Source organism: Paractinoplanes globisporus DSM 43857, from assembly GCF_000379645.1.
Taxonomy (GTDB): Bacteria; Actinomycetota; Actinomycetes; order Mycobacteriales; family Micromonosporaceae; genus Actinoplanes; species Actinoplanes globisporus.
The window spans coordinates 57,868-83,587 of sequence record NZ_KB903350.1 but is presented as its reverse complement, the minus strand read 5'-3'; the positions used below and the strand labels follow the sequence as shown (position 1 = coordinate 83,587).

General features: G+C 70.9%; 24 protein-coding genes. 18 read left to right on the top strand and 6 right to left on the bottom strand.

Features of this window, described 5'->3' with window-relative positions; all coding sequences use genetic code 11:
• Positions 1-71 precede the first annotated feature (71 nt).
• Positions 72-1,073 carry a cellulose binding domain-containing protein gene (locus tag A3CQ_RS0144800; RefSeq protein WP_157297112.1) on the bottom strand — a complete coding sequence of 334 codons (1,002 nt, stop codon included), beginning with the start codon at positions 1,071-1,073 and terminating at the stop codon, positions 72-74.
• An 83-nt stretch (positions 1,074-1,156) separates the two neighbouring features.
• Positions 1,157-2,986: a right-handed parallel beta-helix repeat-containing protein gene (locus A3CQ_RS0144795; protein WP_026206895.1), complete on the bottom strand. Its 1,830-nt coding sequence runs from the start codon at positions 2,984-2,986 to the stop codon at positions 1,157-1,159.
• Between the two features lie 367 nt (positions 2,987-3,353).
• Here A3CQ_RS0144795 and A3CQ_RS58290 point away from each other — a divergent pair, with 367 nt between their 5' ends.
• The 3 genes from A3CQ_RS58290 (at position 3,354) to A3CQ_RS0144780 (ending at position 6,081) form a co-directional block, all read left to right on the top strand.
• Positions 3,354-4,487, top strand: coding sequence for a glycoside hydrolase family 12 protein (locus A3CQ_RS58290; protein ID WP_020517503.1), 1,134 nt, complete (start codon positions 3,354-3,356; stop codon positions 4,485-4,487).
• 83 nt (positions 4,488-4,570) lie between these two features.
• Positions 4,571-5,113: a hypothetical protein gene (locus tag A3CQ_RS0144785; protein WP_020517502.1), complete on the top strand. Its 543-nt coding sequence runs from the start codon at positions 4,571-4,573 to the stop codon at positions 5,111-5,113.
• Between the two features lie 128 nt (positions 5,114-5,241).
• Positions 5,242-6,081 carry an LLM class flavin-dependent oxidoreductase gene (locus A3CQ_RS0144780; protein WP_020517501.1) on the top strand — a complete coding sequence of 280 codons (840 nt, stop codon included), beginning with the start codon at positions 5,242-5,244 and terminating at the stop codon, positions 6,079-6,081.
• On the opposite strand, the gene A3CQ_RS0144775 is transcribed toward A3CQ_RS0144780, so the two are convergent.
• Positions 6,078-6,563, bottom strand: a complete 486-nt coding sequence (locus tag A3CQ_RS0144775; protein ID WP_026206894.1) for a GNAT family N-acetyltransferase — start codon at positions 6,561-6,563, stop codon at positions 6,078-6,080. The genes A3CQ_RS0144780 and A3CQ_RS0144775 overlap by 4 nt on opposite strands.
• A 33-nt stretch (positions 6,564-6,596) precedes the next feature.
• Between A3CQ_RS0144775 and A3CQ_RS0144770 the strand changes: the two genes are divergently transcribed.
• The 12 genes from A3CQ_RS0144770 to A3CQ_RS63445 all read left to right on the top strand — a co-directional run bounded on the left by A3CQ_RS0144770 (position 6,597) and on the right by A3CQ_RS63445 (position 19,590).
• On the top strand, positions 6,597-7,754 hold the full coding sequence (locus A3CQ_RS0144770; protein ID WP_157297111.1) for a cutinase family protein: 1,158 nt from the start codon (positions 6,597-6,599) through the stop codon (positions 7,752-7,754).
• A 201-nt stretch (positions 7,755-7,955) separates the two neighbouring features.
• Positions 7,956-8,123 (top strand): hypothetical protein, encoded by a 168-nt coding sequence (locus tag A3CQ_RS61510; RefSeq protein WP_020517498.1) that lies wholly within the window; start codon positions 7,956-7,958, stop codon positions 8,121-8,123.
• A 64-nt stretch (positions 8,124-8,187) separates the two neighbouring features.
• A complete protein-coding gene (locus tag A3CQ_RS0144760) occupies positions 8,188-9,123 on the top strand; it encodes a cyclase family protein (protein WP_020517497.1) in 936 nt (311 codons plus the stop codon).
• A gap of 161 nt (positions 9,124-9,284) precedes the next feature.
• Complete coding sequence (gene argC / locus A3CQ_RS0144755; protein ID WP_020517496.1) at positions 9,285-10,286, top strand: N-acetyl-gamma-glutamyl-phosphate reductase; 1,002 nt, start codon at positions 9,285-9,287, stop codon at positions 10,284-10,286.
• Positions 10,283-11,455, top strand: coding sequence for a bifunctional glutamate N-acetyltransferase/amino-acid acetyltransferase ArgJ (gene argJ / locus A3CQ_RS0144750; RefSeq protein WP_020517495.1), 1,173 nt, complete (start codon positions 10,283-10,285; stop codon positions 11,453-11,455). Before argC ends, argJ begins: the two co-directional genes overlap by 4 nt.
• The gene (gene argB, locus A3CQ_RS0144745; protein WP_020517494.1) at positions 11,452-12,318 is read left to right on the top strand and encodes an acetylglutamate kinase; all 867 of its coding nucleotides are present in this window, start codon (positions 11,452-11,454) and stop codon (positions 12,316-12,318) included. The genes argJ and argB overlap by 4 nt, the downstream gene beginning before the upstream one ends.
• Positions 12,315-13,463, top strand: coding sequence for an acetylornithine transaminase (locus A3CQ_RS0144740; protein ID WP_020517493.1), 1,149 nt, complete (start codon positions 12,315-12,317; stop codon positions 13,461-13,463). The genes argB and A3CQ_RS0144740 overlap by 4 nt, the downstream gene beginning before the upstream one ends.
• Entirely contained in the window at positions 13,460-14,404 is a 945-nt protein-coding gene (argF, locus tag A3CQ_RS0144735; protein WP_020517492.1) for an ornithine carbamoyltransferase, read from the top strand. The genes A3CQ_RS0144740 and argF overlap by 4 nt, the downstream gene beginning before the upstream one ends.
• Positions 14,401-14,916, top strand: coding sequence for an arginine repressor (locus A3CQ_RS0144730; RefSeq protein ID WP_020517491.1), 516 nt, complete (start codon positions 14,401-14,403; stop codon positions 14,914-14,916). Before argF ends, A3CQ_RS0144730 begins: the two co-directional genes overlap by 4 nt.
• Positions 14,913-16,115: an argininosuccinate synthase gene (locus A3CQ_RS0144725; protein WP_020517490.1), complete on the top strand. Its 1,203-nt coding sequence runs from the start codon at positions 14,913-14,915 to the stop codon at positions 16,113-16,115. Before A3CQ_RS0144730 ends, A3CQ_RS0144725 begins: the two co-directional genes overlap by 4 nt.
• On the top strand, positions 16,112-17,545 hold the full coding sequence (gene argH / locus A3CQ_RS0144720; RefSeq protein ID WP_026206944.1) for an argininosuccinate lyase: 1,434 nt from the start codon (positions 16,112-16,114) through the stop codon (positions 17,543-17,545). The genes A3CQ_RS0144725 and argH overlap by 4 nt, the downstream gene beginning before the upstream one ends.
• Before the next feature lie 503 nt (positions 17,546-18,048).
• Positions 18,049-19,590 (top strand): HNH endonuclease signature motif containing protein, encoded by a 1,542-nt coding sequence (locus A3CQ_RS63445; RefSeq protein WP_245577648.1) that lies wholly within the window; start codon positions 18,049-18,051, stop codon positions 19,588-19,590.
• A 53-nt stretch (positions 19,591-19,643) separates the two neighbouring features.
• Here A3CQ_RS63445 and A3CQ_RS0144710 read toward each other — a convergent pair whose 3' ends face one another.
• Together A3CQ_RS0144710 and A3CQ_RS56275 are read right to left on the bottom strand one after the other, a co-directional pair.
• Positions 19,644-20,639 carry a hypothetical protein gene (locus A3CQ_RS0144710; protein WP_020517486.1) on the bottom strand — a complete coding sequence of 332 codons (996 nt, stop codon included), beginning with the start codon at positions 20,637-20,639 and terminating at the stop codon, positions 19,644-19,646.
• Positions 20,639-20,956, bottom strand: a complete 318-nt coding sequence (locus A3CQ_RS56275) for a PadR family transcriptional regulator (RefSeq protein ID WP_051115542.1) — start codon at positions 20,954-20,956, stop codon at positions 20,639-20,641. Before A3CQ_RS56275 ends, A3CQ_RS0144710 begins: the two co-directional genes overlap by 1 nt.
• A 72-nt stretch (positions 20,957-21,028) precedes the next feature.
• Here A3CQ_RS56275 and A3CQ_RS0144700 point away from each other — a divergent pair, with 72 nt between their 5' ends.
• Positions 21,029-21,628: a nucleotidyltransferase family protein gene (locus A3CQ_RS0144700; protein ID WP_020517484.1), complete on the top strand. Its 600-nt coding sequence runs from the start codon at positions 21,029-21,031 to the stop codon at positions 21,626-21,628.
• A gap of 46 nt (positions 21,629-21,674) precedes the next feature.
• Here the strand turns inward: A3CQ_RS0144700 and A3CQ_RS56270 are convergent, their stop codons facing one another.
• Complete coding sequence (locus tag A3CQ_RS56270; RefSeq protein ID WP_020517483.1) at positions 21,675-24,203, bottom strand: helix-turn-helix transcriptional regulator; 2,529 nt, start codon at positions 24,201-24,203, stop codon at positions 21,675-21,677.
• A gap of 164 nt (positions 24,204-24,367) precedes the next feature.
• Between A3CQ_RS56270 and A3CQ_RS0144690 the strand changes: the two genes are divergently transcribed.
• Positions 24,368-24,853: an RICIN domain-containing protein gene (locus A3CQ_RS0144690; protein WP_020517482.1), complete on the top strand. Its 486-nt coding sequence runs from the start codon at positions 24,368-24,370 to the stop codon at positions 24,851-24,853.
• A 133-nt stretch (positions 24,854-24,986) separates the two neighbouring features.
• On the top strand, positions 24,987-25,541 hold the full coding sequence (locus A3CQ_RS0144685) for a DUF5134 domain-containing protein (RefSeq protein ID WP_020517481.1): 555 nt from the start codon (positions 24,987-24,989) through the stop codon (positions 25,539-25,541).
• Positions 25,542-25,720 lie beyond the last annotated feature (179 nt).

Below are 25,720 nucleotides of genomic sequence, written 5' to 3'. Positions count from 1 at the left end.
CCCGTCGCCACCGTCGGCGTGAGCTGTGTCATGCGGCGGGCGGCCGGCGGCGGTCCGCCGGCCGCCGGTCCTCACGCGATCGTGCAGGGGGCGCCGTTCAGGGCGGCTGAGGTCGGTGGGGCGTTGCTGGTGCGCCAGCGGCCGAGCAGACCGGCCGTGACACTGCCGCCGGCCGCAATCGTGCTGTTCCAGCGGGCGCCGGTCAGCGTGATCGTGGCGCCGGACTGCGTGACGGTCGCGTTCCAGGCCTGGGTGACGACCTGGTCGCCGCCCGCGGTGAGGGTGAGCGTCCAGCCGTCCACGGCCGTCGTGCGCTGGTTGGTGATCGTCACGTCGGCGACGAAGCCACCCGGCCACTCCGAGGTCGTCTTGTAAGCGACCTTGCAGGTCGGAGCGGGTGGCGGCGTGGTCGGCGGGGTGGTGGCCGGCCCCTGGACGAGGCTGGTGGCGATCGAGACGTTGCCGGCCGCGTCCCGGGACCGGGCGTAGTAGTAGCGCATCCCCGTGCTGGAGCTGCCGAACGGGACGGTGAGCGCCGTGCCGGTCGTGGTGCCGACCAGCGTCGAGGTGTACCAGCCGTCGAAGAAGTAGACGTCGTAGCCGGTGACGCCGACGTTGTCGGTGGCCGGGTCCCAGGCCAGGGCCGGGCCGGTCGCGGTGACCTCGGTGATCCGGAAGTTGGCCGGGGTGGCCGGCGGTGTCGTGTCCCCGGTGGTGGCGGCCGGGGTGACGACGGTGACCGAGTTGCTGACGGGCGAGTACCCGCCGGCGTCGCGGGCGCTCACCGAGAACGTGTACTGCCGCGTCGGCAGGATGTAGCCGGTGACCGTCGCGGTGGTGACGTTCCCGACCGTCTGCGACCAGATCACGTCGTTGAACGCCTGGCGGTAGTTGATCTGGTAGTCGGTGGCGCCCTCGGACGCCGTCCACGAGAGCGTCACCGAGACCGGGGTGATCGCGCTGACGTGGAGGTTGGCGGGGGCCGGTGCGGCGGCGAGGGCGGGTGCGGCCGCCGCCGTGAGGAGGGTCGCCGCGAGGAGCGTCGCGGCGAGCCACATGCGAGGACGAGTCATGGCTTCGACCGTCCGATACAGATAGACATCTGTCAACGTATGAGACCGCCGGGCCGGCCGTGGGAACCGGCCCGGCGGCTGACTCAGGGGTTGACCACGGCGCCGCCGAAGGTCACCTGCAGGCGGCCGTCCGAGGCGAAGGACCAGCCCAGGGCGCCGCTGTACGTGGTGCAGCGGGAGCCGTTGGTGCCCGACCAGAACTGGTTCGAGCTGTCCGAGTTGCCGATGATCCGGTCGTTCGTGCCGCTGCCGCTGCGGCAGGACGTGTTGTTCCGGAAGGTCGACGTGCCGGCGTCGAACGAGAAATTGCGCTCGGTGTTGTCGATGCTCACGTTGTTGGAGATCGTCATCGAGCCGGGGTTGCTGTTGTAGGTGAAGCCGTGCTTGCCGTTCTTGTAGGCGATGCTGTGCGTGACGGTGTGGTTGACCGCGATGTCCTCGCCGCCCAGCTTGTAGCCGTTGCGGTCGCCGGCGCCGGCCTGCGAGCCGTCGGTCAGCGTGCCGTTGTTGTACGACAGCGAGTACTCGATGGTGACCGGGCCGATCGCGCCGGTGTCACTCTTCGTGTACAGATCCCAGCCGTCGTCGATGTTGTTGTGCGAGACGTCGTACCGGAACACGTTGCCGGTGCCGACCGTGAGCTTCGCGGCGAAGCCGTCCGCGTCCTCACCGTCGGAGTCGGCGTTGTCGTGGGACTCGGCGCTGACGATCAGGTTGTTGCTGGGCCACTGCGCCTGCGGCGTGTCCGACGCGATCCGGGACAGCTGGAGCCCGGTGTCGTGGTTGAACCGGGTCACCGTGCGCTCGATGATGTTGTTGCTGCCGCCCACGAAGATGCCGTTGTCGCCGGCGCGCTCGACCACGATCCCGTACACGTGCCAGTAGTTGCCGTTCACGGCGAGCCCGCGGTTCGCCGAGTCTTCGGCCATCGCCGAGAAATTCAGGACAGGCACTTCTCCCGGGTACGCCGAGAGCGTCTTCCTGGCGCTGGAAGTGCCGTTGTTGCCGGCCGCGATCGCGATCGTCGACGAGTAGGCGTAGGTGCCGCCCCGCATGTAGATCGTGCCGCCCGCGGCGATCCGGGTGATCGCGTCGGGGAGCGTGGTCGGCGCCGACTGGGTGCCGGCCGCACCGGCCGTGCCGTTGGTCGCCACGTAGAGCGCGCCGCTGGTCGGCGGGGTCGTCGGGTTGCTGGTAGGACTGCTGGTCGGGCTGGTGGTAGGACTGCTGGTCGGGCTGCTGGTAGGACTGTTTGTGGGGCTGCTGGTCGGGGTGGTGCCGCCGCTGTTGTCGACGATGATGTCGTCGAAGCGGCCGGCGGCGTGTTCGGTGAGCAGGCCGATGCGGCCGGCGCCGATCGTGGTGTCGGTGGCGCTGCCCACGGGGGTGCCATTGATCGTGCCGCTGATCGTGCTGCCGTTGAGGGAGAGTTTCAGGGTGTAGAAGGTGCTGGTCGAGATCGTCTGCGACAGCGATCCCAGGACGCTGATCGCGGAGCCGTTCATGGTTTCCAGCTGGACCTTGTTGCCGCCGGTCAGCGACAGCCGGTACATCTTGGTCGCGCCGGCCGCCCGGGCGGTCAGCGCGACGACGCCCGCGCTGGTGGCGAACGAGGTGGCCTTCACCCGCGCCTGCACCGAGTAGTTGGTCCAGCCGGAGTCGCCGGCGAACTCGCGGGCCCGTTCGCTGCCGGTGTCGGACTGCTGCAGGACCTGGCTGCCGTCGGCGACGACCGACCAGGTGCCGCCGGACTTGGACCAGCCGCTGGTGCTGCCGTTCTCGAAGTCGGCGCTGAAGACGGTGGCGGCCTCAGCGTTGGTGACGGTGACGAACAGGCCCGCGGTGACCAGCGTGACCAGGCCGCCGACACCGGCCAGCCGGCGCAACCGGCGGGCGCGTGGGTGGGGTGCCATGCGCATTTCTCCTTGTCGCATTTCAGGGGTCCGCCGGCGATTCGTAAATGGGCGCGCGGAACTGCCCGGCGGGACATCCCGGCGGCCGAATTCGCTTTTCCCGGCGGTTCCGAAGGGGACGGTGCTCCGTTCTGGAAATCCTCATCCCGTCATATATGTGAGTCAATGCATCCGATTTGCAGGTTTGTTGCACAGCGCATACCAGCATATTTCGGACAGTTCTTGCGGCTCGCGGCCCGGCGGCCATAACATCTGCGCAATACCGCATTGACGTTCATGAAACTTTGGGCCCGACTGTCGAAGCGCTTCGACAGGCAAAGTCGCAGGTGACGCCCGTGTGGTCCAGAATTCGATGAGGGGATTCGACATGCGAAGGCGTAATCTCGCCCTCAGTCTGGCCGCGAGCCTGGGCATCGCGACCGCCGCCGGGGTCGTCACGGCGCTCCCGGCGTCCGCGGCGGCCGGCTGCACGGTGACCTACCAGGTCAGCAGCCAGTGGCCCGGCGGCTTCGGGGCCAACGTCACGATCAAGAACCTGGGCGACGCCGTCGGCTCGTGGACGCTGGTGTGGTCGTTCGGCGCCGGCCAGACGGTCACTCAGGCGTGGAACACGACGCTCACCCAGAGCGGGTCGACGGTCACCGCGAAGAACGCGAGCTACAACGGCTCGATCGCCACGAACGCGACGGCGTCGTTCGGCTTCAACGGATCGTGGACGGGGAGCAACCCGGTCCCGGGCACGTTCAGTCTGAACGGGACGACCTGTACCGGCGGCGTGACGACGACGCCCACCACCGCGCCGACCACGACCCCGCCGACCACGACGCCGACCACCTCGCCGGGTGGCGGGGTGCCGTCCGACGCCGCGTGGGTCGCGACCGGGCAGTGGGATACCTGGACGAACAACGGCTACACGCTGAACAACGACGTCTGGGGCTCGGGTGCCGGCCCCCAGACGATCTGGGCGCGGACCGGGACGAACTGGGGCGTGGTCGCCAACCACCCGCGGACCAGCGGCGTGAAGTCGTACCCGCACACCGGCCGGACGCTCAACCGGACGCTCAGCTCGCTGGGCTCCATCTCCAGCTCGTTCAACGTCTCGGTGCCTGCCGACGGCGACTACGAGACGGCGTACGACATTTGGGCCAACAATTACGCGTACGAAATCATGATTTGGACCAACCAACATGGCGCGGTCGGGCCGATCGCCGAGTCCTACGACTCGAACGGCGCCGTTCCGTCGGCCCGTAACGTCTCGGCCGGCGGCCACACGTGGAACGTCTACCGCGGATCGAACGGCAGCAACGCGGTCTTCTCCTTCATCCGCACGAGCACCACGAACTCCGGCACGATCGACGTGCTCGCCGTCCTGAACTGGCTGCGCACGCAGGGTTGGTACGGCGACGTGACGGTCGGTGACATCCAGTTCGGGTTCGAGCTCTCCGGCACGGCCGGTCAGTCCAACTTCACCTGCAACAGCTTCAACATCACGTACGCCTGAGCGGGCTTGATGGGGCGGTTCGATTCTTACTGTTACTCTAAAAATCGAGCCGCTCCACTCTCGTGCCGTTCGGAGGTTCGGTCATGAACGTCGCCACGCCCGACCCGGTCCGCTCGCGCGCGGTTCGCCGGCTGCCGCTCGGCCGCGGCTGGCACCGGACCCTGCTGATCACCCACATCGTCTCGGGCGGCGCGTGGATCGGCATCGACGTCATCGTGGCCGTCCTCGTGCTCACCGGCCGCTTCGCCGGCGACGTGGAGGTGCGCAGCCTCGCCTACCGATCGCTGGCGACGTTCGTGGTCTGGCCGATGCTCACCGCCGGACTGGTCTGCCTGCTCTCCGGCCTGCTGCTCGGACTCGAGACTCGGTGGGGGCTGCTGCGGTACTGGTGGGTCGTCATGAAACTCGTGCTCAACCTGGTGCTGTGCACGCTCATCCTGCTGGTGCTGCAGCCCGGAATGGACCAGGTCGATGCGTACGGCAAAGGACTGCTTGTTGGTCATTCGGACACGGCGGCCGTCGCAAACCTGTTCTTCCCGCCGGCGGTCTCGCTGACCACCCTCACCGTGGCCACGATCCTCGCAGTGGTCAAACCGTGGGGCCGCATCCGCCGCCGGGCCGCGTGATCCGGTAATCTTCGGGGCGAATTCCTTCCCCCCGGCTCCGGAACCACGTCGCAGATGAGCCTGGGGCCCCGCCATCCCGGGGTGGAAGTGGCGACTCTTTTGTCGCTGCCCACCTTCGGAGATGTTCCATGGAATTCGGCCTTGGCCTGCCCATCAGCTCACCCGCCCGCCTGCTCGAGTGGGCCCGCGCCGCGGAGGCGCACGGTTTCGACACCCTCGCCCTGCTCGATCGGCTCGCCTTCGACAATCCCGAGCCCCTGACCGCCCTGGCCGTGCTGGCCGGCGCCACGACGCGGATCCGCCTGCAGACCGAGGTGCTGCTCGGCCCGCTGCGGGAGACCGCGCTGCTGGCCAAGCAGGTGGCCACCCTGTCGGTGATGTCGGGCGACCGCTTCGTGCTCGGCATCGGCGTCGGCGGCCGCGAGGACGACCACGCCGCGGCCGGGACGCCCCTCACCCAACGCGGCCGGCTGCTCGACGCGCAACTCACGGACCTGCGGCAGATCTGGCGTGGCGCGCCCTATCGAGGCGCGGTCATCGGCCCCCGCCCCCACACCGATCCGCCCATCCTCATCGGTGGTTTCGCTCCCGCCGCCCTGCGGCGAGTCGCCACGCACGCCGACGGCTTCATCTGCGCGGCGCCGGCTTCGTGGGCGGGAGGTCTGATTCATACCGTACGTCGAGAGTGGACGGACGCGGGCCGGAAGGGCTCCCCGCGCATCGTCTGCCAGGTCAACGTGGCCGCGGGATCGCCATCGACGATCGCCGAGGCCCGCGCGGCCGTCGCCGGCTACTACGCGTTCACCGGCCGTCCCGGCTGGGGAGCGCCCCTGACCACCTCCGCCGAGATTGCGTCGGCCGTCGCCGAGTATCGCGAGCTGGGCGCCGACGAGGTGGTCCTGTACTGCTACGGCGACGACCCGGGCCAGGTCGGAACGCTCGCCGAGATCGTCCGGGCCCGCGCCTAGAACTCGAGGTACATGATGTGCAGCCCCACCCGGCCCAGCGCCGGGTGGGCGAAGGCGCCCGGCACCGTGCCCACGACCCGGAAACCGTGCCGTTCGTAGAGAGCGACGGCCGTCCGGTTGGACTCCGCGACCGCGTTGAACTGCATGCCCGCGAAGCCCGCGGCGCGCGCCCAGGCCGTAGCGTCGCGGAGCAGTTCGGTGCCGACGCCCCGCCCGCGCGCATCGGCCGCCACCATGAAGCTCGCGGTGGAGACGTGGTCGCCCGGCCCCGGCCGGTTCGCCCCCATCTTGGCCGTGCCCAGCACCCGCGCACCGTCGACCGCCACGACGGTCCGCCCCGGCGCCGCCTCGACCCAGGTCGCCCGCCCGTCGCTCTCGCTCATCTCCGGGTCATAGGTGAACGTGTCCCGCGCCCGCACCACCTCACGGACGATCGCCCAGACCTGCGGCCAGTCGCTCTCCCGAAACTCACGCACCTGCATCGGCACACGTTAACGGGCGCGTACGCTGAGCCCGTGTTGACCCGTTTTGTAGCGATTCTCGGAGCCGTGGCGCTGGTGGCGGCCGGCCTGGGCGCCGCACCCGCGGAGGCGGCACCCGTCGCCTGCTCCAAGGTGGCGTTCCTCGGCTTGCGAGGGTCGGGAGAGCCCGCCCTGCCTCAGGAACAAAACATGGGCAAGATCGTCTTCCCGGTCTACTCCGAGCTGGCGGATTCCGCCCGGAGCGCCGGCATGTCGGTCCTCCCGATCGGGCTTGCCGGTAACGACGAGTATCCGGCCGTGCCGGTGCTCTCGTTCTTGAAGGAGTCGCTGGTGAGCGAGGACCTGGTCGCCGGGACCGTGACGAGCGTCGTCACCGGCGTGGGAGGGCTGGCCAAGCGCCTGCTTCCCTACCTGGGGTCCGACCGATCCACCTGCATCGTGCTGGCCGGCTACTCGCAGGGCGCCTGGGTCATCGACAACCTCCTGGCGAGCACCCCGGCCATGATGTCTCGCTTGACGGCTGTGGTGCTGTTCGGAGATCCGCAATTCGACGGTTCGTCGGACGTGGCGGTGACTCCCGAGGCCGCGTCGCAGGGCATCCTCCGAACCGCTGGCATCCCTGCCGTTCTCCGGGTGACCGGCGCGTACTACCCGGGCATGTCCGCGAAGGTGCGCAGCTACTGCGGTGCGGGCGACCCCGTGTGCGGTTACACGACGGCGAGCAACGAGAACAAGACCGCCTGCAACCCACTGGTACCGATGCCGTGGTGCCACCATTTCTTCTACACGAAGAACGGCGACGTGGACGCGGCCGTGAACTTCATCTTCGACCGAATGAAGGCAGCCGCCGCGCCGGCCTCGTCGACGTTCGCGATCACGAGCACCGGCACCTACCGCGAGGGCGAGCTCGTCTACGCGCGCGTCAACTATGTCGACCCCAACGAGATCGCGCGAGGCTTCGCCTTCGACGGCATCGACAACAACGGCTGGGGGCCCGAGTCCCACCCGTTCACCGACCCGAGCTACGGCCGCGTCTCGCCCGGCCGCGTCGACTATCCGTTCAATCTCAGCTGCGGTAACCCGGATCAGTACGAGTCCGACATCCGCATGCTGATCTGGGGCGACGACGACATCGCCACCGCCCCGGTCACCATCCACCTCGCCTGTGGTGACATCTCCCGCCCCGGGTGAGATGGTGACGGCACCATGCCGCGCACTATCGACCTCACCGTCCTTGGCGAGGACTCGGACTGGGCGAACCGCGCGTCTCCGCGTTCGCAGCAACGAGCGCGAGATCGAGGTCGGTTCCGCCGGTGAGGACCGGGTGAGCGAACTCAGGGCCCGGCTGGCACTGGAACCACGCGACGATCGCGCCTCCTGATCCTGCTCGCGGTGGTCACCCTGCGGCAGGACGTGGGCGGGCCGGGCGCGACCGACCCGGACACGCTGGTCGCGGTCGGCTGGGGGCTGGTCGCGGTGCGGGACTGGACGTTCCTGCTCAGCCCGGGCCTGATGCCGGCCTTCGACGCGCTGCTGCTGGGCACCTGCTCTACCGGGTGATGAGAGGATCGCCGGCACGCGAGTGACCGAAGGAGTCGATGCGGGGATGAAGGCAAGCCGACCGATGCCCACGCAGGATGACGTGCTCGGGTACTTCGACACGCTGTCGAACTGGGGACGGTGGGGCGACGAGGACGAGCTCGGAACGCTGAACCACATCACCGACGAGGTCCGGCTGGCGGCGGCGCGGGCCGTGCGCCACGGCCGGAGCGTGTCGTGTGCGTGGGAGGTCGCCGTTCCGGCGGACATGGAGCGGTCGACGACGACCTGCCCGTGCGCTGCCGACATGCCGGGTGGCGAGAACATGCCGGCCGCCTTCCACGCCGACCGGCGCTGGGGCTTCTCGTCGGAGCGGCTCGGCATCAGCTTCCACGGCAACACGCTCACCCACCTCGACTCGCCGTGCCACATCTTCTGGGACGGCGCGATGTACAACGGGCGGTCGCACTCGCTGGTCGACGCCGCGACGGGATCGGCGTGGGCGGCCGTCACGGCGGCGGCGAACGGGATCGTCACACGGGGTGTCCTGCTGGACGTGGCGCGGGCTCGCGAGGTGCCGTGGCTGGAATCGGGGCAGGGGGTGTTTCCCGAGGATCTCGAGGAGGCCGAACGTCGTCAGGGTGTACGGGTGCGACCCGGCGACGCGGTGCTCCTGCGGACCGGTTATGGCCGCGTCCGGCACGAGGCCGGTGCGAGTGGCGGTTTCACGCAGGCCGGCTGGCACGCCTCCTGCCTGCCGTGGCTGTATGAACGCGGCGTCGCGCTGATCGGCGCCGACACGCCCCAGGACGTTCAGCCGTCGGGGTGCGACGACGTGTTGATGCCGGTTCACGCCGTGAGCCTGGTCGCGATGGGTCTGTGGCTGCTCGACAACTGCGACCTGGAGGCGTGCGCGACGACGGCGGCCGAGCTCGGCCAGTGGGAGTTCCAGCTCGCGGTCGCGCCGGTGCGGTTCGCCGGTACGTCCGGCAGCCCGGTCAACCCGATCGCCACGTTCTGACCGCCGCCCCGGTTCTGGCCGCGCCCCGGTTCTGGCCGCGCCCGAGAAGGTTCCGATTCGCCGGGCGGGTGCCGATGAGGTGATGTCACCTACAGGGGAAGTTAGTTGCTGGCGTGCGTCCGGCTTGATACGGTTCTCTGCATAGTCATGCGGAGGTTGGTATGGGAATCCGGGTTGCGGTCGCGGGCGCCAGTGGGTACGCGGGGGGCGAGCTCCTTCGCCTGCTCGCCGGGCACCCGGAGTTCGACCTGGTCGCAGCCACCGCTCACTCGCAGGCCGGTGCGCACGTCTCCGCCGTACACCCGCAATTGACCGGTCTTGACCTGACGCTGAGCGCGACCGATGCGACCGGCCTGGCCGACGCCGACCTGGTGTTTCTCGCTCTTCCGCACGGGCAGTCGGCGGCGCTCGCGGCGCAGCTGCCGGCCGGGCTGAAAATCGTCGATCTGGGAGCCGATTTCCGGCTCGAGGACGCCGAGCTCTGGCGGCGGTACTACGGCGGCGAGCACGCCGGCACCTGGACCTACGGCCTGCCCGAATTGCCGGGGCAGCGGGAGCTCATCGCGACCGCCGACCGGGTGGCGAACACGGGCTGTTATGCGGCCACCGTCACGCTCGCGCTGGCACCGCTCATCGCGGCCGGGCTCGCCGACCCGTCGGACGTGGTCGTCGTGGCCAGCTCCGGCACGTCGGGCGCGGGGCGCAACGCCAAGGTGAACCTGCTGGGAAGCGAGGTGATGGGCGACCTCTCGCCGTACAAGGTGGGCGCGCACCAGCACGTGCCGGAGATGAAGCAGGCCACCGGCGCGACGTCACTGTCGATGACGCCGGTCCTGGCGCCGATGCCGCGCGGCATCCTGGCGACGGTCACCGCGTGTTTCGCCCGCAACGGCGACCCACGGCAGGTGCTCTCCGACGCGTACGCGAATGATGCTTTTGTTCATGTCCTGCCCGAAGGCCAGTGGCCGCACACCGCCGCCACGCTCGGGTCGAACTCGTGCCACCTGCAGGCCACGGTCGACGTCGACTCCGGTCGGATGATCGTGGTCAGCGCCCTGGACAACCTCGGCAAGGGAGCCGCGGGTCAGGCCGTGCAGTGCGCCAACCTCATGTCCGGCCTGCCCGAGACGATGGGCCTGTCCGTGTTCGGAGTCGCACCATGACCGTCACCCACCCCAAGGGCTTCCGGGCCAGCGGCGTCGCCGCCGGTCTCAAGGCCACCGGCAACCCCGACGTGGCGCTGGTCGTCAACGATGGGCCCGACTTCACCGCGGCCGGCGTGTTCACCGGCAACCGCGTCAAGGCCGCCCCGGTGCTCTGGAGCCAGCAGGTGCTCAAGGGCGGCATCGTGCGCGCCGTCGTGCTCAACTCGGGCGGCGCCAACGCGTGCACCGGCTCGCAGGGCTTCCGCGACACGCACGCGACCGCCGAGCACACCGCGATCGTGCTGCGCGGCGGCTCGAAACCGCAGCTGATCGGCGCCGGCGACGTGGCGGTCTGCTCGACCGGGCTGATCGGCGAGCTGCTGCCGATGGACAAGCTGCTGCCGGGCGTCGGCGCGGCGGCCAAGGCGCTCGCGAAGGACGGCGGGACTCAGGCCGCCCAGGCGATCATGACAACCGACACCGTGGCCAAGAACGCGGTCGTGACGCGGGACGGCTGGTCGGTCGGCGGCATGGCCAAGGGCGCCGGCATGCTGGCGCCGGCGCTGGCCACGATGCTCGTTGTGATCACCACGGACGCGTCGGCCGACAACGAGGTGCTCGACGCGGCGCTGCGCGAGGCGACCCGGGTGACCTTCGACCGGATCGACGCGGACGGCTGCATGTCGACGAACGACACCGTGTTGCTGCTGGCGAGCGGGGCTTCCGATGTGCAGCCCTCGCCGTCGGAGCTGGCCGCGGCGGTGACCGAGGTCTGCCACGACCTGGCCCAGCAGCTGATCGCCGACGCCGAGGGCGCCACCAAGCACATCGCTATCACCGTGCAGGGCGCGGCGAGCGAGGCCGACGCGGTCGAGGTCGGACGGGTCGTGGCGCGGAACAACCTGGTGAAGACGGCGCTGTTCGGCAACGACCCGAACTGGGGACGCATCCTCGCCGCGGTGGGGACGACGTCCGCGGCGTTCGAGCCCGACCGGGTGGACGTGGCGATCAACGGGGTGTGGATCTGCAAGGGCGGTGCCGCGGCCGAGGACCGGTCCAAGGTGGACCTGTCCGGGCGGGACGTGACGATCACGGTCAACCTGCGCGAGGGTGAGCTGGCGGCGACCATCTGGACGACCGACCTGTCGCACGCCTACGTGCACGAGAACTCGGCGTACTCCTCGTGACCCCGCACGACAAGGCCGGGGTGCTGATCGAGGCGCTGCCCTGGCTGGAGCGCTTCCACGGCGCGACCGTCGTCATCAAGTACGGCGGCAACGCGATGATCAACCCGTCGTTGCAGGAGGCGTTCGCCGCGGACATCGTGTTCATGCGGTACGTCGGCATCAAGCCGGTCGTGGTGCACGGCGGTGGGCCGCAGATCAGCAAGATGCTCGACCGGCTGGGGATCGAGAGCGAGTTTCGCGGCGGGCTGCGGGTCACCACGCCCGAGGCCATGGACGTCGTGCGGATGGTGCTGACCGGGCAGGTCGGGCGGGAACTGGTCGGCCTGATCAACCAACATGGACCGTTCGCGGTGGGGCTCTCGGGCGAGGACGCCAAGCTTTTCACGGCCGTACGCCGGACGGCGCTGGTCGACGGCGAGCAGGTCGACATCGGACAGGTCGGCGACGTGTCGCATGTGGACACCTCGGCCGTCGATGACCTGATCGCCGCCGGCCGGATCCCGGTGATCGCCACGGTCGCGCCCGATGCCGACGGTGTGCTGCACAACGTCAACGCCGACACCGCCGCCGCGGCCCTCGCCGAGGCGCTCGGCGCCCGCAAGCTGGTCGTGCTCACCGACGTGCCGGGGCTTTACACCGACTGGCCGGACACGTCCTCGCTGACCACCCGGATCGACGCCGACGAGCTCGAGAAGCTGCTGCCCCGGCTCGAGTCGGGCATGGTCCCCAAGATGGAGGCGTGCCTGCGAGCGGTCCGGGGCGGAGTGCCGGCCGCGCACGTCGTCGACGGCCGCGTCGCCCACTCCACTTTGCTCGAAGTCTTCACGTCCGAAGGGATCGGAACCATGGTGGTGCCGTCATGACCTCGCTCGTCGACCGCTGGTCGCAGTCCATGATGAACAACTACGGGACCCCGCAGATCGCCTTCGTCCGCGGTGAGGGCGCCGTCCTGACCGACGAGAACGGCAAGGAGTACGTCGACTTCCTCGGCGGCATCGCGGTGAACGCGCTGGGCCACGCCCATCCCGCCGTGGTCGAGGCCGTCACGCAGCAGATCTCCTCGCTCGGGCACGTGTCCAACCTGTACGTCGCCGAGCCGTGCGTCGCCCTGGCCGAGTTGCTGCTGGCGCTCGCGGGCCGCAGCGGCCGGGTGATCTTCGGGAACTCGGGTGCGGAGGCTAACGAGGCCGCGTTCAAGCTGTCCCGCCTGACCGGTCGCACCCACGTCGTAGCCACCCACGGCGCCTTCCACGGGCGGACGATGGGGGCGCTGGCCCTGACCGGTCAGCCGTCGAAGGCCGATCCCTTCCGCCCTCTGCCCGGCGACGTCTCGCACGTGGCATTCGGTGATTTGTCCGAGTTGGACGACGCGGTGACCTCCGAGACCGCCATGGTCATCATCGAGCCGATCCAGGGGGAGAACGGCGTGGTCGTCCCGCCCGCCGGCTACCTGGCCGGGGCGCGGGAGATCTGCACCCGCAACGGCGCCCTGCTCGTGCTCGACGAGGTGCAGACCGGCATCGGCCGCACCGGCCACTGGTTCCACCACCAGAGCGAGGGCGTCGAGCCCGACGTGATCACCCTGGCCAAGGGGCTGGGCGGCGGGCTGCCGCTGGGCGCCTGCATCGCGTTCGGACCGGCCGCCGACCTGTTCACCCCGGGGTCGCACGGCACGACGTTCGGCGGCAACCCGGTCGCCTGTGCGGCCGGCCTCGCCGTGGTGCGCACGATCGCCGGCGAGGGCCTGCTCGACCACGTGAAGCGGGTCGGCGAGCAGCTCCGGCGCGGCCTGGAGAACCACCCGCTGGTGGATCACGTGCGCGGCGCCGGCCTGCTGCTGGGGATCGTGCTCCGCGCCCCCGAGTCCAAGCGGATCGCCGCGGCTCTCCAGGAGGCCGGCTTCCTGGTCAACGCCCCGCAGCCCGACGTCATCCGGCTCGCCCCGCCCCTGATCATCAGCGCCGAGCAGGCCGACGCGCTCATCACTGCTTTGGACGGTGTCCGGTGACTCTGTCCCCAAAAAATCGGCATTTCCTTCGCGACGACGACCTCTCCCCGGCCGAGCAGGGCACCGTCCTCGAGCTCGCCGCCGAGATGAAGGCCAACCGCTTCCAGTACCGCCCGCTCGAGGGCCCACGCTCGGTCGCCGTCTTCTTCGACAAGGTCAGCCTGCGCACCCGGCTCTCCTTCGAGGCCGGCATCGCCGAGCTCGGCGGCCAGCCGATCATCGTGGACACCCAGGCCACCCACTTCGGGCGCGGCGAGTCGCTGGCCGACGCCGGCCGGGTCGTCTCCCGCTACGTCGCGGCCATGGTTTTCCGCACCACCGGCGACGAGCGGCTCACCGAGCTGGCCTCCGGCGTCAGCGTGCCGGTCGTGAACGCGCTCACCGACGGCTTCCACCCCTGCCAGCTGCTGGCCGATCTGCAGACCATTCGCGAACGCTTCGGACAGACCAAAAACCTCAAGCTTGCGTACGTCGGGGACGCGGCCAACAACATGGCGAACTCCTACCTGCTCGCGGGCGCGACCGCGGGGATGCACGTACGGGTGGCCGGCCCGCCCGGGTTCGACCCGTCGCCCGTCGTCGTCGCGCGGGCCGCCGAGATCGCGGCCTGGACCGGGGGCTCGGTCGATGTGGTGCGCGACCCGTTCGAGGCGGTCGACGGGGTGCATGTGCTCGCCACCGACACCTGGACGTCGATGGGCCAGGAGGGCGACGGCAAGGACCGGGTCACGCCCTTCCTCCCGTACCAGATCAATGAAAAGCTCCTGGCCGCCGCCGCGCCGGAAGCGATCGTCCTGCACTGCCTGCCCGCCCATCGCGGGGAGGAGATCACCGACGAGGTGATGGACGGACCGCAGAGCGCCGTTTTCGACCAGGCGGAGAACCGCCTGCACGCGCAGAAGGCGCTATTGGCCTGGCTGTTAGCGGTGAATGACCAATGACCGGGCCCGTCACCCGGGCCGGCCGGCACGCGCGGATCGTGGAGCTGATCAGGGAGAAGGAGATCCGGTCGCAGACCGAGCTCGCCGAGCTCCTGGCGGCCGAGAGTGTTCAGGTCACCCAGGCCACGCTCTCCCGTGATCTCGAGGAGCTGCGCGCCGTGAAGGTGAGCGGCGCCTACCTCATTCCCGAGGACGGCATCCGGCCGCTGCGCGACGCCGAGAGCGCGCCCGCCCGTCTCCTCCGGCTGCTGCGGGAGTTGCTCACCGGGGTGGACGCGAGCGGCAACATCGCGGTCCTGCGTACCCCGCCGGGGGCCGCCCAGTTCCTGGCGAGCGCGCTCGACCGCTCCGGACTCACCGATGTCGTCGGCACCATCGCCGGCGACGACACCATTCTCGTCGTGGCCCGCGACGTCACCGGCGGCAAGGCCCTGGCCGACAAGCTCGCCGAATGGGCCGGCCAAATCCCAGAAACTCTGCCATCAGACACCATCGAAGGGAGCATCCCGTGACCGAGCGGGTCGTTCTTGCCTACTCCGGAGGCCTCGACACCTCCGTCGCCATTCCCTACCTTGCCGAGCAGATCGGCGGGGAGGTCATCGCCGTCGCTCTCGACGTCGGCCAGGGTGGCGAGGACATGGAGGTCATCCGGCAGCGCGCACTCGACTGCGGCGCCGCCGAGAGCGTCGTGGTGGACGCCCGCGAGGAGTTCGCCGCCGACTTCTGCCTGCCGGCGCTGCGCGCGAACGCGCTCTACATGGACCGCTACCCGCTGGTGTCGGCGCTGAGCCGGCCGTTGATCGTGCGCCACCTCGTCGAGGCGGCCAAGCAGCACGGCGGCACGATCGTCTCGCACGGCTGCACCGGCAAGGGCAACGACCAGGTGCGTTTCGAGGTCGGCATCGGAGCGCTCGCTCCCGACCTGCGCGTCATCGCCCCGGCCCGGGACTTCGCGTGGACCCGGGACAAGGCGATCGCGCTGGCCGAGGAGAAGGGCCTGCCGATCGACGTGTCGCACAAGTCCCCGTACTCGATCGACCAGAATTTGTGGGGTCGCGCGGTCGAGACCGGCTTCCTCGAGGACATCTGGAACGCCCCCATCGAGGACATCTACGCGTACACGTCCGACCCGGCCGTCGCCCGGGACGCCGACGAGGTCGTGATCACCTTCGATCAGGGCAACCCGGTCGCGATCGACGGCGAGACCGTGACGCCGTTCGAGGCCGTCACCGAGCTCAACCGCCGGGCCGGCGCGCAGGGCGTGGGCCGCCTCGACATGGTCGAGGACCGGCTCGTGGGCATCAAGAGCCGCGAGGTGTACGAGGCGCCGGGCGCGATCGCGCTGATCGCGGCCCACCAGGAGCTCGAGAACGTGACCGTCGAGCGCGACCTGGCCCGGTTCAAGCGCTCGGTCGACCAGCGCTGGGGCGAGCTCGTCTACGACGGCCTCTGGTTCTCGCCGCTCAAGAAGGCCCTCGACGCCTTCATCGACGAGTCGCAGCAGCACGTCTCGGGCGAGGTGCGGCTCTCGCTGCACGGCGGCCGCGCGACGGTCACCGGCCGGCGCTCCGAGGCCAGCCTGTACGACTTCGGCATGGCCACCTACGACACCGGCGACACCTTCGACCAGTCGCTGGCCAAGGGCTTCGTGCAGCTCTGGGGCCTCCCGTCGCGCATGGCGGCGGGCCGCGACCGGCGGCTGGCAGACTGAGCGTCGTGACGGAACAGAAAACCTCGTTGTGGGGCGGCCGGTTCTCCGGCGGCCCCGCCGACGCCCTGGCCCGGTTGTCGGTGAGCGTCCAGTTCGACTGGCGGCTCGCGCCGTACGACATCGCCGCCTCCCGGGCCCACGCCCGGGTGCTCGCCGCGGCCGGGCTGCTCGACCCCGACGAGCTGGGCAAGATGCTGGCCGCCCTCGACGACCTCGAGGCGGCCTGCGCGTCCGGCGAGTTCCGGCCCACGATCGACGACGAGGACGTGCACACGGCGCTCGAGCGCGGCCTGCTCGAGCGCCTCGGCGCGCTCGGCGGCAAGCTGCGCGCGGGCCGGTCCCGCAACGACCAGGTCGCCACCGACCTGCGGCTCTACCTGCGCGACCATGCCCGCGGCGTGGCCCAGGCGCTGGTCGAGCTGGCCGACGCGCTCACCGAGCAGGCGGCGTTGAACGTCGACACGGCGGCGCCCGGCATGACCCATGTGCAGCACGCCCAGCCGGTCACCTTCGGCCACTGGCTGCTCGCCCACGTGCACCCGCTGCTGCGCGACCTCGACCGCCTGCGCGACTGGGACGCGCGGGCGGCCATCTCGCCGCTCGGCTCGGGCGCGCTCGCGGGCTCGTCGCTCCCGCTCGACCCGGCCGCGGTCGCCGTCGCGCTCGGCTTCTCGGCGCCGGCGGCCAACTCGATGGACGCCGTTTCCGACCGCGACTTCGTCGCCGAGTTCCTGTTCGTGACGGCGCTGATCGGCGTGCACCTGTCCCGCCTCGGCGAGGAGGTGGTGCTCTGGACCTCCACCGAGTTCGGCTGGGTGGAACTGGACGACGCCTTCGCCACCGGCTCGTCGATTATGCCGCAGAAGAAGAACGCCGACATCGCCGAGCTGGCCCGCGGCAAGAGCGGCCGGCTCATCGGCGGCCTGGTCACCGTGCTCACGATGCTCAAGGGACTGCCGCTCACGTACGACCGCGACATGCAGGAGGACAAGGAGCCGGCCTTCGACGCGATCGAGACGCTGGAGCTCCTGCTCCCGGCCCTGGCCGGCATGATCTCCACCATGACCGTACGCGTCGACCGCCTAGCGGCCGCCGCGCCGGTAGGCTTCTCCCTCGCCACCGAGGTAGCCGACTGGCTGGTCCGCCGCAACGTCCCGTTCCGCGACGCCCACGAGATCACGGGCAAGCTGGTGGCCCTGTGCTCGGTGCGCGACTGCGAACTGGAAGACCTCACCGACGACGACCTGGCGAAGGTGAGCGAGCACCTGGACCCCTCGGTCCGCTCGGTCATGTCGGTCCAGTCGGCCCTGGCCAGCCGCACCACCCCCGGCTCCACGGGCCCCGGCCCGGTCGCCGACCAGCTGGCCCTGGTCCAGCACCACCTGGACAGCTGGCGCCAGTGGGCCGTCGAGAAGGTCGTCCCGCGCTGATCCTGCGCTGATCCTGCGCTGACCCCAAGCCGGGTGGGCCGGCCGTGCCTAGCGCGGCCGGCCCACATACAGTGGATCGCCTCGACCAGGCGAGGACCGGTCACGAGATCCTCGACGTGGTCGGCGAGGTCCTGTGTGTACATTCCGGCGTACCGTTCCGACCACAGCCCGAATCGCAGCAGATCGACGATGTAGTGCGGCTGCGGCAGCCACGTCGCCCGAAGCGTCGACGTGCTTCCGACGCGTACGAACGGATCGGGGTTGTTGGCAACTTCGTCGGACACCGCCCGCTGCGACAACAGCCGCAGAAGCGGCCGCTCGGGCGCTTTCGCCTCGCCGTCCTGATGGCTGATCTGCCGCTCCAACAGTCGCATGCCCGCGGCCAGGTAGGCCGCCGTCACCGGGTCGTTCGCGAGCCTCCGGCGCGCACCTGCGCTCTGCCTCGTTCGTGAGTCCTCTGCATGATCCACAATTTTGTCGTACGTATGTTCGATACTTGAGCCATGCTAGAAGCGGTCCAGCACTGGGGTGAGGAAGCGGTCAAGGCCGCCCAGTCCGCCCTGTGGCCGCTACCAGACTCAGAGCTGCTCGACGTCATGCGAGCCGTCCACCGCGCACAGCAGGCGGCCGCCGCCCTCCAGATCCGCCTGGTCCGCGAGGCGACCACCCGAGACCTTCCCGCCAAACACGGCCACCGCACCGTCCCCGCCTGGCTCCGCGACCACCTACTGCTAGACCCCCAACCAGCCCGAGAGCTGGCCGACACCGCAACCGCCCTGAGCAATCGCCCTGCCGTAGAACGCGCCCTGATCGACGGCGCCATCAACGCCCGACAGGCCATGACAATCGCCACCGCGCTGAACGCGATCCCATCCGCCCTGGCCGACGTAGAAGCCATGCTCAAGCCAGACGCGAGCGTGGCGGTTGTCGCGGGCGCGGGCGCGAAAGCCGAGCGGGACGCAGACGCGGGCGCGGAAGCCGACTCGGGCGCCGACCGGGGCGCGGGCGCGGACTCGGGCGCCGACCGGGACGCGGGCGCGGGCGCGAAAGCCGAGCGGGACGCAGACGCGGGCGCGGAAGCCGACTCGGGCGCCGACCGGGACGCGGGCGCGGGCGCGGGTCCGACCACCGAGATCGACCGCGGTGCCGATCACCCTCACCATGCGCCCGACACCGTTGCTGAGCGGGCGGAGTCCACGCTGATCGGGATGGCGGCGCAGTTCCCGGCCTACCAGCTGCGCAAGCTAGGCGACCGGATCCTGGCCCACGTAGCCCCGGAGATAGCCGACCTGGCCGACGAAGCAGCCCTACGCCGTGCTGAGGCCCGCGCCCGCCGCTACCGTTTCTTCACCCTCTCCATGCCGGTCGACGGTCTGGTTCGAGTCTCCGGCGCGCTCGGCGTCGAGGACGCCGCCATCGTCACCGCCGCCCTGCAACCGCTGTCCGGCCCGGTCCCTGACGACAACCGTTCGTTCCCGCAGCGCCGCGCCGACGCCCTGGTCGACGTGTGCCGCCTGGCGCTGCGCACCGGCGAGCTTCCCGACGACGGCGGTGAACCACCTCAGCTGGCAGTCACGGTCCGCTTCGACCCACTCACCGATCGGCTGGGCGCAAGCCCGGGCGTTCTGCCCGACGGCGAGCGGATCTCCGCCGCGACTGCCCGCCGGTTGGCGTGTGATGCTCGGATCCTGCCGCTGGTTCTGGGCGGCGCCTCCCAAGTCCTCGACGCCGGGCGCAGCCGACGCCTCGTCCATGGCCCACTCCGGCGGGCGCTGACCGTGCGCGACGGCGGCTGCGCCTTCCCCGGCTGTGACCGGCCGGCCCGCTGGTGCGACGCCCACCATCTGCGCCCCTGGTCCGACGGCGGCCGCACCGATCTCGACAATCTGGTGCTGCTCTGCCGCCACCATCACCGGCTGCTGCACACTCCGGGCGGTGGCTGGCAAGCTCACCTCGGCAGCGACCGATTGCCCATCTTCGTGCCGCCGCCCTGGATCGACCCGCAGCGGCGCGCCCGCCGCAACCTCTACCACCTGCGAACATAGAGCCCACCGGCCGGCGCCCGGCTCGACCTCGGGCGTGCCGTCGAAACCGGTGATCAGCGTTCTTGCGCCGGCTTGCTCACTGGTCGGCGGGTGATCACCGCCGTCAGGCTCAGGGCGGCTGCGGCCGCTGCGCCGAGGATGAGGATCAGCACGTACGGGTCGACTAGTTCGATGCGGCTCTCGCTCACCTGGTAGCCGGGCAGGGCGTGCGGGGTGATCGCCGGGATGAGGCTGTCGGGGCCGAAGTGGGCCAGCAGCACGACGCCGATGAAGATCAGCGCCATCGAGGTGGTGATGGCGAGCAGGCCGGCGAGCAGGGTGCGTTCGGGGGTGCCGAAGGGGCCGGCGTTGGCCAGGACGGCGACGGTGGCGGCCACCGCGGTCAGGGTGAGCGCCCAGCCGGCCGAGGGTGGGATCGGCGGGTTCACCGTCACGATGATCAGCCAGAGCATCGTCGCGGCCACGCCGCTGCCGAAGCCGGTGACCAGCATGCGCGCGGTCGCCGGCGATCGCTTGGCGCTCACGGCGACGACTCCGATCACGAAGCTGGCGGCGACGGTGGACATCCCCAGAATGCCGCTGCCGTTGTCGGCGGCCTCCAACGTGGCCGGGTGGGTGTGGGCGAGGGCGACCGCGGCGATGGCCACCGCGACCAGGTAGCCGGCGCCGCGCAGCAGCCACGCCAGGACCCCGTCGCCGGTCGGGCCGAGCATCCCGGCGCGCCGTGCCTCCCAGCAGACCGCGGCCAGGACGGAGACCATCGCGTACAGAATCCAGGCCAGCGGCGGGTAGTCGATGGTGGCGGCCCATGCCAGCAGCGTTCCGAGGGTGCCCAGCACGACGAGCAGATGGATCGCGCCGCGCAGCAGGTGGAACTGGACGGCGGCGGCGCGCAGGCAACCCCAGGCGAAGCTGCGCCGGCCCGGCGCGTCGTCGATCGCGGCCAGCTCGGCCTGCATCGCCCGGCCCCACTCGCGGCGTCCGGCCGGCATGACGAGCACGGCGGCGGAGAGCAACCGGGCGGGCCGGTCCTGGTCGGTCGTGGTCATCATGCCTCCCGCAGTCGCGGGTGGACGGTGGTGGCGTGGCCCGGCGCCGGCTCGACCGCCAACTCGGCGGCCCAGCGCACTCCTTCGGCGGTCAACCGGTACAGGTGCCGGGGTGGCCGCCCGGGGGAGGGAGCTTCCTCCCAGGAAGCCTCGAGCATGTCGCGATCGCGCAGCCGGATCAGGATCGGGTACAGCGAGCCGGCCTTGAGACCGACCTGCTGCCCGAGCTCATAGCCGTACCGCCAGGTCTCCGGGTCGTCGGCAAGCGCGCCGAGGACCAGCACTGTCTGCGCCGAGGGGCGCCTCGCTCGAACCATGCGGCGAACTCTATATAGGTAGAGAATGGCCCGGGCATCGCCCGTTCGGCGGACGGCGGTAGCCTCCGAGCCGTGATCGGTCGCCTGCCTCTCGATGAGCAAATCGCCGCCTTGCGGGAGGCGCTCTCCCGGAACACCGTGTTGCTGGAAGTGCTGAGCCGCACCGCTGGCCTGGCGCTGCCGGGCTGGTACGTGACGGCGGGGTGCCTCTATCAGACCGTGTGGAACGTGGTCACCGGGCGGCCGCCCACCGCCGGGATCAAGGACTATGACGTCTTCTATTTCGACGACGCCGACCTGTCCTGGGAGGCCGAGGACCAGGTGATCGCCGCGGCCCGTCGTGAGTTCGCCGGGCTGCCGGTCGAGGTCGAGGTTCGTAACGAGGCCCGCGTGCACCTCTGGTACGAGGAGAAGTTCGGCGTCCCCTGCCCGCCGCACGACAGCACCGAGGCCGCGATCGACTCGTTCGCCGCCACGACCTGTTGCCTGGGAGTGCGCCTGGAGGCCGGGGGCCGCTGGCGGATCTACGCGCCGCACGGTCTGGCTGACGTTTTCAATCTTCGCGTACGCCCCAATCCCGTGCTCGCTCCGCGCGAGGTCTACGAGGCCAAGGCCGCCCGCTGGCGCGAGCAGTGGCCGCAACTGACCGTGCTGCCCTGGCCGGTCAACTGAGAGGGGCGTCAGGTCGGGGGCAGGATGCCGAGGCGGGCGGCGGCCGCTACGGCCGTGCGGCGGTTGGGGCGCCCAGCTTTTGCATGGCGGTGGCCACGTGACTGTCCACCGTGCGGGGTGAGAGGACCAGGACGGCGGCGATCTCGGTGTTGGTCATGCCCTGGGCGAGCAGATGCACCACCTCGACCTGTCGCGCGGTGAGCCCGGCGCGGTTGGCTCGGCTGGCCGGCTGCGGGCCGCGTGGGATCCGGGGGACGCCGAGACTCTTCAGGCGCGTACGGGTCAATCGGGCCATCGGCTCGGCGCCCAGGGCGTCGAAGACGGCGAGAGCGGTGAGCTGGTCGTCGGGGTCGGGGCTCTGTGACAGGGCCGCGGCGTACTCGTAGCGGCTGCCGGCTCGGTGCCACCATCGGGCGGCTTCCCGCCATCGGCCCGCGGCCTGCAACGCGTACGGATGATGGGGTCCTTGTTGCTTATTCTCGGGGCCCATCCAGTAGCGGAGCTCGGCGCGCAGGGCGTCGGAGCCGTGCCGCTCGGCGAGGCCGGCGGCCGCCGTGAGCTCGGGAATCGCGCCGCGGGGAGCTCCCTGGAGCATGGCGGCCTCGGCCAGAGCGGCGGCCGCGGGGCCGATCCGCTGACATTCGCGGCCCTGGATCGCGAGCTGCCAGGCCTCGTGCAGGGCCTCGACGGCGCCGGGCTCGCCGCGCCGCAACCGGGTGCGGCCGATCAGGGTCAGCGCGGCGCATCGCACCGGCGGCGAACCGGCCAGCGCGGGTGTCGCCGCGGGCTCGACCTCGTCGAAGTCGGAGGTCGCGAAGCGGACCGCGCCGAGCGCCACCTGGAGCACCCGGGCGAAGGTCACGAACTCGGAGCGCTCGGCCAGCTCGATGCCCTCCGCCACGAGCCGCGCGGCATCCTCGTGCCGCAGGCTGCGGAGATAGTGCCAGGCGAGGTTGTTGTAGGCCCGGCAGGCATGCTCGATGTCGCCCGCCTCGAGCGCGACGCGCAGGCTCTCCTCGAGGACGGCGATGGAAGCCCGCATGTCCTGGCGGTCGAGCGCGATGCCGAGGTTGTTCAGCGCGTGGGAGCGGATCGCCGGGACATCCCGGCCGAGGGCGATCGCGCGCCGGGCCAGCGGGATGGCCTCGCGGTCCTGACCGGCCAGCGAGTGCAGCTGTGCCCGGTTGCTGAGCGCCACTGCCAGCAGGTGATCGTCGCCGGCCGACTCGAGCATCGCGATCGACTCGTCGGCCGCCGCGTACGCGTCCCGGGGTTGCCCCGCCCACCAGCAGATGCGGGAGAGCCAGCGCAGGGAGTCGCCGTCGCGCCGCAGGCCGACCGCGCGGCGCTGCGCGGCCAGGGCGTCGGCGGCCGGAGCGTCGATCGTGTAGTACTCGATGGCCAGGCTCTGCCACAGTGCGGCCTCGTCCGCGGGGTCGAGCGCCGGATGCTGGTCGAGCACGAGCCGCAGGTGCCCGGCCGCCTCCCGGTGTGCGCCGGCCGCCGACGCCTCGCGGGCCGCCACCGGACCGTGGCGGATGATGGCGGCGGTGTGGCCGGCCTCGATCGCGTGGTGCATCACCCGGGACACGTCGGCCCCGCGGTGGTCTTGCAGCGCCGTCAGCACGAGGCGGTTGGCCGCGACCCGGGCGGCCGCCGGCATCCTGTCGACGATGGCGCGGCGAGCCAGCTCGTGCCGGAAGCTCACCTGGCGCGGCGTGATCACGAGCAGGCCGCACCGTTCCGCCGAGGACAGCGCTGCGGCGCCGCCGGGGACGAGCTCGTCCACCAGCCGGCCCGGCACCGCGGACGGGACCACGGCGAGCCGGCCGATCCAGTCGCGCTCCGGCGGGCTCAGCTGGGCGACCCGGGCGTGCACCGCGTCGGCGACGGTCAGCGGCACCCGGCTCGGGTCTCCGGAGGCGAGCAGCTCGGTGACGAAATACGGGTTGCCCGACGTCACGGTGAAGACCTCGGCCGCGTCGATGATCCGCAGCGGGACGGTCGCCGCGCTGAGCTGCCGTACCGCGGCCGCGCTGAGCCGGGCCGGGCGCAGGCGGCGGACCCGTTCCGTGCGGGCGGCCAGGCCGAGCAGCGGGCGCAGCGGATGGTCGGCGGCCTCGTCGTCCCGGTAAGTCAACACCAGCAGGACCGGTAGCCGCGCCACCCGGCGCACCAGGTATCGGAGCACGTCGAGGGTGGCTTCGTCGGCCCAGTGGACGTCCTCGACGACGAGCACGGCCGGACTGCCGCCGCCGGCCAACTCGGCGCCGAGCGTCTCCAGCACCCGGGCGCGGTCGCCGCTCTCCAGCGCCTCGGTGAGCGGGGCTCCGACGCTGCCGTCGAGGTCGCGGAACGGCCCGAGCACCCTCGGGGTGGACAGGTCGTCGCAGTTGCCCCGGAGCAGCCGCGCGCCGGCCGGGACGACGCCGGAGATCGCCTCGACCAGGCTGGACTTGCCGATCCCCGCCTCACCGGAGATCAGCACCACCGTGCCGCGCCCGGCGGCCGCCTCTCGGGCCGCCCCGGCCAGGACAGCCAGCTCGGCCTCGCGCTCGAGCAGGGGAGCGCCCACTTCGGCGAGTCTGGCACACGCTGTCACGGGCTCCGATGTAGGTGGTCGTGGCGCTCGATCTCGGTAGCCGATGCCGATGTGGTCGCGACCGGCGCGGCCATACAACGAACGGAGGTTTCCACGACGAAGCGTTTCTACGAGGAAAGCGAGGCGGAGCGATGAGAATGCGATCCAGGATTCTGGCGGTCCTGCTGGGCGCGGTGGTCGTCGTGAGCGGCACCGCCGCTCCGGCGCACGCGGCCCAGATCACGATGAAGAACGCCCAGACCGGGCTGTGCCTGCAACCCGGCGGGCTGGCCGAGTTCGCCCCGCTGGTGCAGAGGGCCTGCGACGGCACGGTGACCCAGGGCTGGCAGGTCCAGCACGTGACCGGGACGCGTTACAAGTTCCGCAACGTGGCCGACGGCCTCTGCATCAACGAGTTCGACCCACTGGCGATCTACGCGCGGGTTCTGATGGTCCAATGCGCCCGGGTCAGCAACGAGGAATGGCAGGCCCGTGTGACGTTGCCGTCGTCCGAGGCGGACCTGGAATCTCGCTCCGGCAACACGGACACGCAGTACTGTGCCGACGCCTTCTTCGGCGAGGCCATTCTCATGACCGGCTGCACCGGCACGCCGTGGCAGCACTGGAGGGTCAGCATCGAGTGAGCCTCGCGATTCCTGCGAGGTTCAGGGTCTCGAAAAAAGATCCACCCACCCGGTCGCGGTACTGACCGGTGGATCATCGACCGTCTACCGTGGCCGGAGGATCGGAACGACGGCGCGGGAGGCAGTTCCCACGATGATCGGTCTCGAGAGTTTGCGGTGGTCGCTGACGCTGGCGTTCGCGGCGGCCACCGCCTTTCACCTGGCGCGGGTGCTGCGCCCGGCGCGTGCCGACCTGGTTTCCGAGGTGCTGCACCTATTCATGGGCGGGTCGATGATCGCGATGATCTGGCCGTGGGGCACGAGCGTCCCGGCCAGCGTGTGGATCACCGGGTTCACGCTCTCGACGGGCTGGTTCGTCAGCCGCGCGGTCCTCGCGACGGGGAGGCGGCTCGCACCGGCCTACTTCGCCAGCGCCACGGCCGCCATGATGTGGATGAGCGCGGCGATGCCGGCCGAGCAGCACGCGGAGATGCCCGGAATGTCCCACGAGCCTCACCAGGTGGCCGGCTATCCGGCCTGGATCAGCGCGGTCCTGGGTGCCTACCTGGTCGCGGCCGCCCTCTGGTGGATCGTCCGCGGGATGCATCTCAAGCCGACCGCACCGGCGGCGCGGAGCCCACACTGGTCGTCGGTCTGCCACGCCACGATGAGCGCGGCGATGGGATTGGCGTTCCTCGCGATGACGTGAGCCGATGCCCGCGACGCTGGCGTGCTGCGCTGATGTGCGGCGCTGGCGTGCGGCGCGGGCGTGCGGCGCGGGCGTGCGGCGCGGGCGTGCGGCGCGGGCGTGCGGCGCGGGCGTGCGGCGCGGGCGCGAGGCGCGAGCGTGCGGCGCTGGCGCGAGGCGCTGGCGTGCGGCTCTGGCGC

Excerpts from the sequence above, each read along its gene's own strand:
- A3CQ_RS0144800 (WP_157297112.1), bottom strand. The coding sequence starts at position 1,073 with ATGACTCGTCCTCGCATGTGGCTCGCCGCGACGCTCCTCGCGGCGACC.
- A3CQ_RS0144795 (WP_026206895.1), bottom strand. The coding sequence starts at position 2,986 with ATGGCACCCCACCCACGCGCCCGCCGGTTGCGCCGGCTGGCCGGTGTC.
- A3CQ_RS58290 (WP_020517503.1), top strand. The coding sequence starts at position 3,354 with ATGCGAAGGCGTAATCTCGCCCTCAGTCTGGCCGCGAGCCTGGGCATC.
- A3CQ_RS0144785 (WP_020517502.1), top strand. The coding sequence starts at position 4,571 with ATGAACGTCGCCACGCCCGACCCGGTCCGCTCGCGCGCGGTTCGCCGG.
- A3CQ_RS0144780 (WP_020517501.1), top strand. The coding sequence starts at position 5,242 with ATGGAATTCGGCCTTGGCCTGCCCATCAGCTCACCCGCCCGCCTGCTC.
- A3CQ_RS0144775 (WP_026206894.1), bottom strand. The coding sequence starts at position 6,563 with ATGCAGGTGCGTGAGTTTCGGGAGAGCGACTGGCCGCAGGTCTGGGCG.
- A3CQ_RS0144760 (WP_020517497.1), top strand. The coding sequence starts at position 8,188 with ATGCCCACGCAGGATGACGTGCTCGGGTACTTCGACACGCTGTCGAAC.
- argC (WP_020517496.1), top strand. The coding sequence starts at position 9,285 with ATGGGAATCCGGGTTGCGGTCGCGGGCGCCAGTGGGTACGCGGGGGGC.
- argJ (WP_020517495.1), top strand. The coding sequence starts at position 10,283 with ATGACCGTCACCCACCCCAAGGGCTTCCGGGCCAGCGGCGTCGCCGCC.
- A3CQ_RS0144740 (WP_020517493.1), top strand. The coding sequence starts at position 12,315 with ATGACCTCGCTCGTCGACCGCTGGTCGCAGTCCATGATGAACAACTAC.
- A3CQ_RS0144730 (WP_020517491.1), top strand. The coding sequence starts at position 14,401 with ATGACCGGGCCCGTCACCCGGGCCGGCCGGCACGCGCGGATCGTGGAG.
- A3CQ_RS63445 (WP_245577648.1), top strand. The coding sequence starts at position 18,049 with ATGCTAGAAGCGGTCCAGCACTGGGGTGAGGAAGCGGTCAAGGCCGCC.
- A3CQ_RS0144710 (WP_020517486.1), bottom strand. The coding sequence starts at position 20,639 with ATGACCACGACCGACCAGGACCGGCCCGCCCGGTTGCTCTCCGCCGCC.
- A3CQ_RS56275 (WP_051115542.1), bottom strand. The coding sequence starts at position 20,956 with ATGGTTCGAGCGAGGCGCCCCTCGGCGCAGACAGTGCTGGTCCTCGGC.
- A3CQ_RS0144690 (WP_020517482.1), top strand. The coding sequence starts at position 24,368 with ATGCGATCCAGGATTCTGGCGGTCCTGCTGGGCGCGGTGGTCGTCGTG.
- A3CQ_RS0144685 (WP_020517481.1), top strand. The coding sequence starts at position 24,987 with ATGATCGGTCTCGAGAGTTTGCGGTGGTCGCTGACGCTGGCGTTCGCG.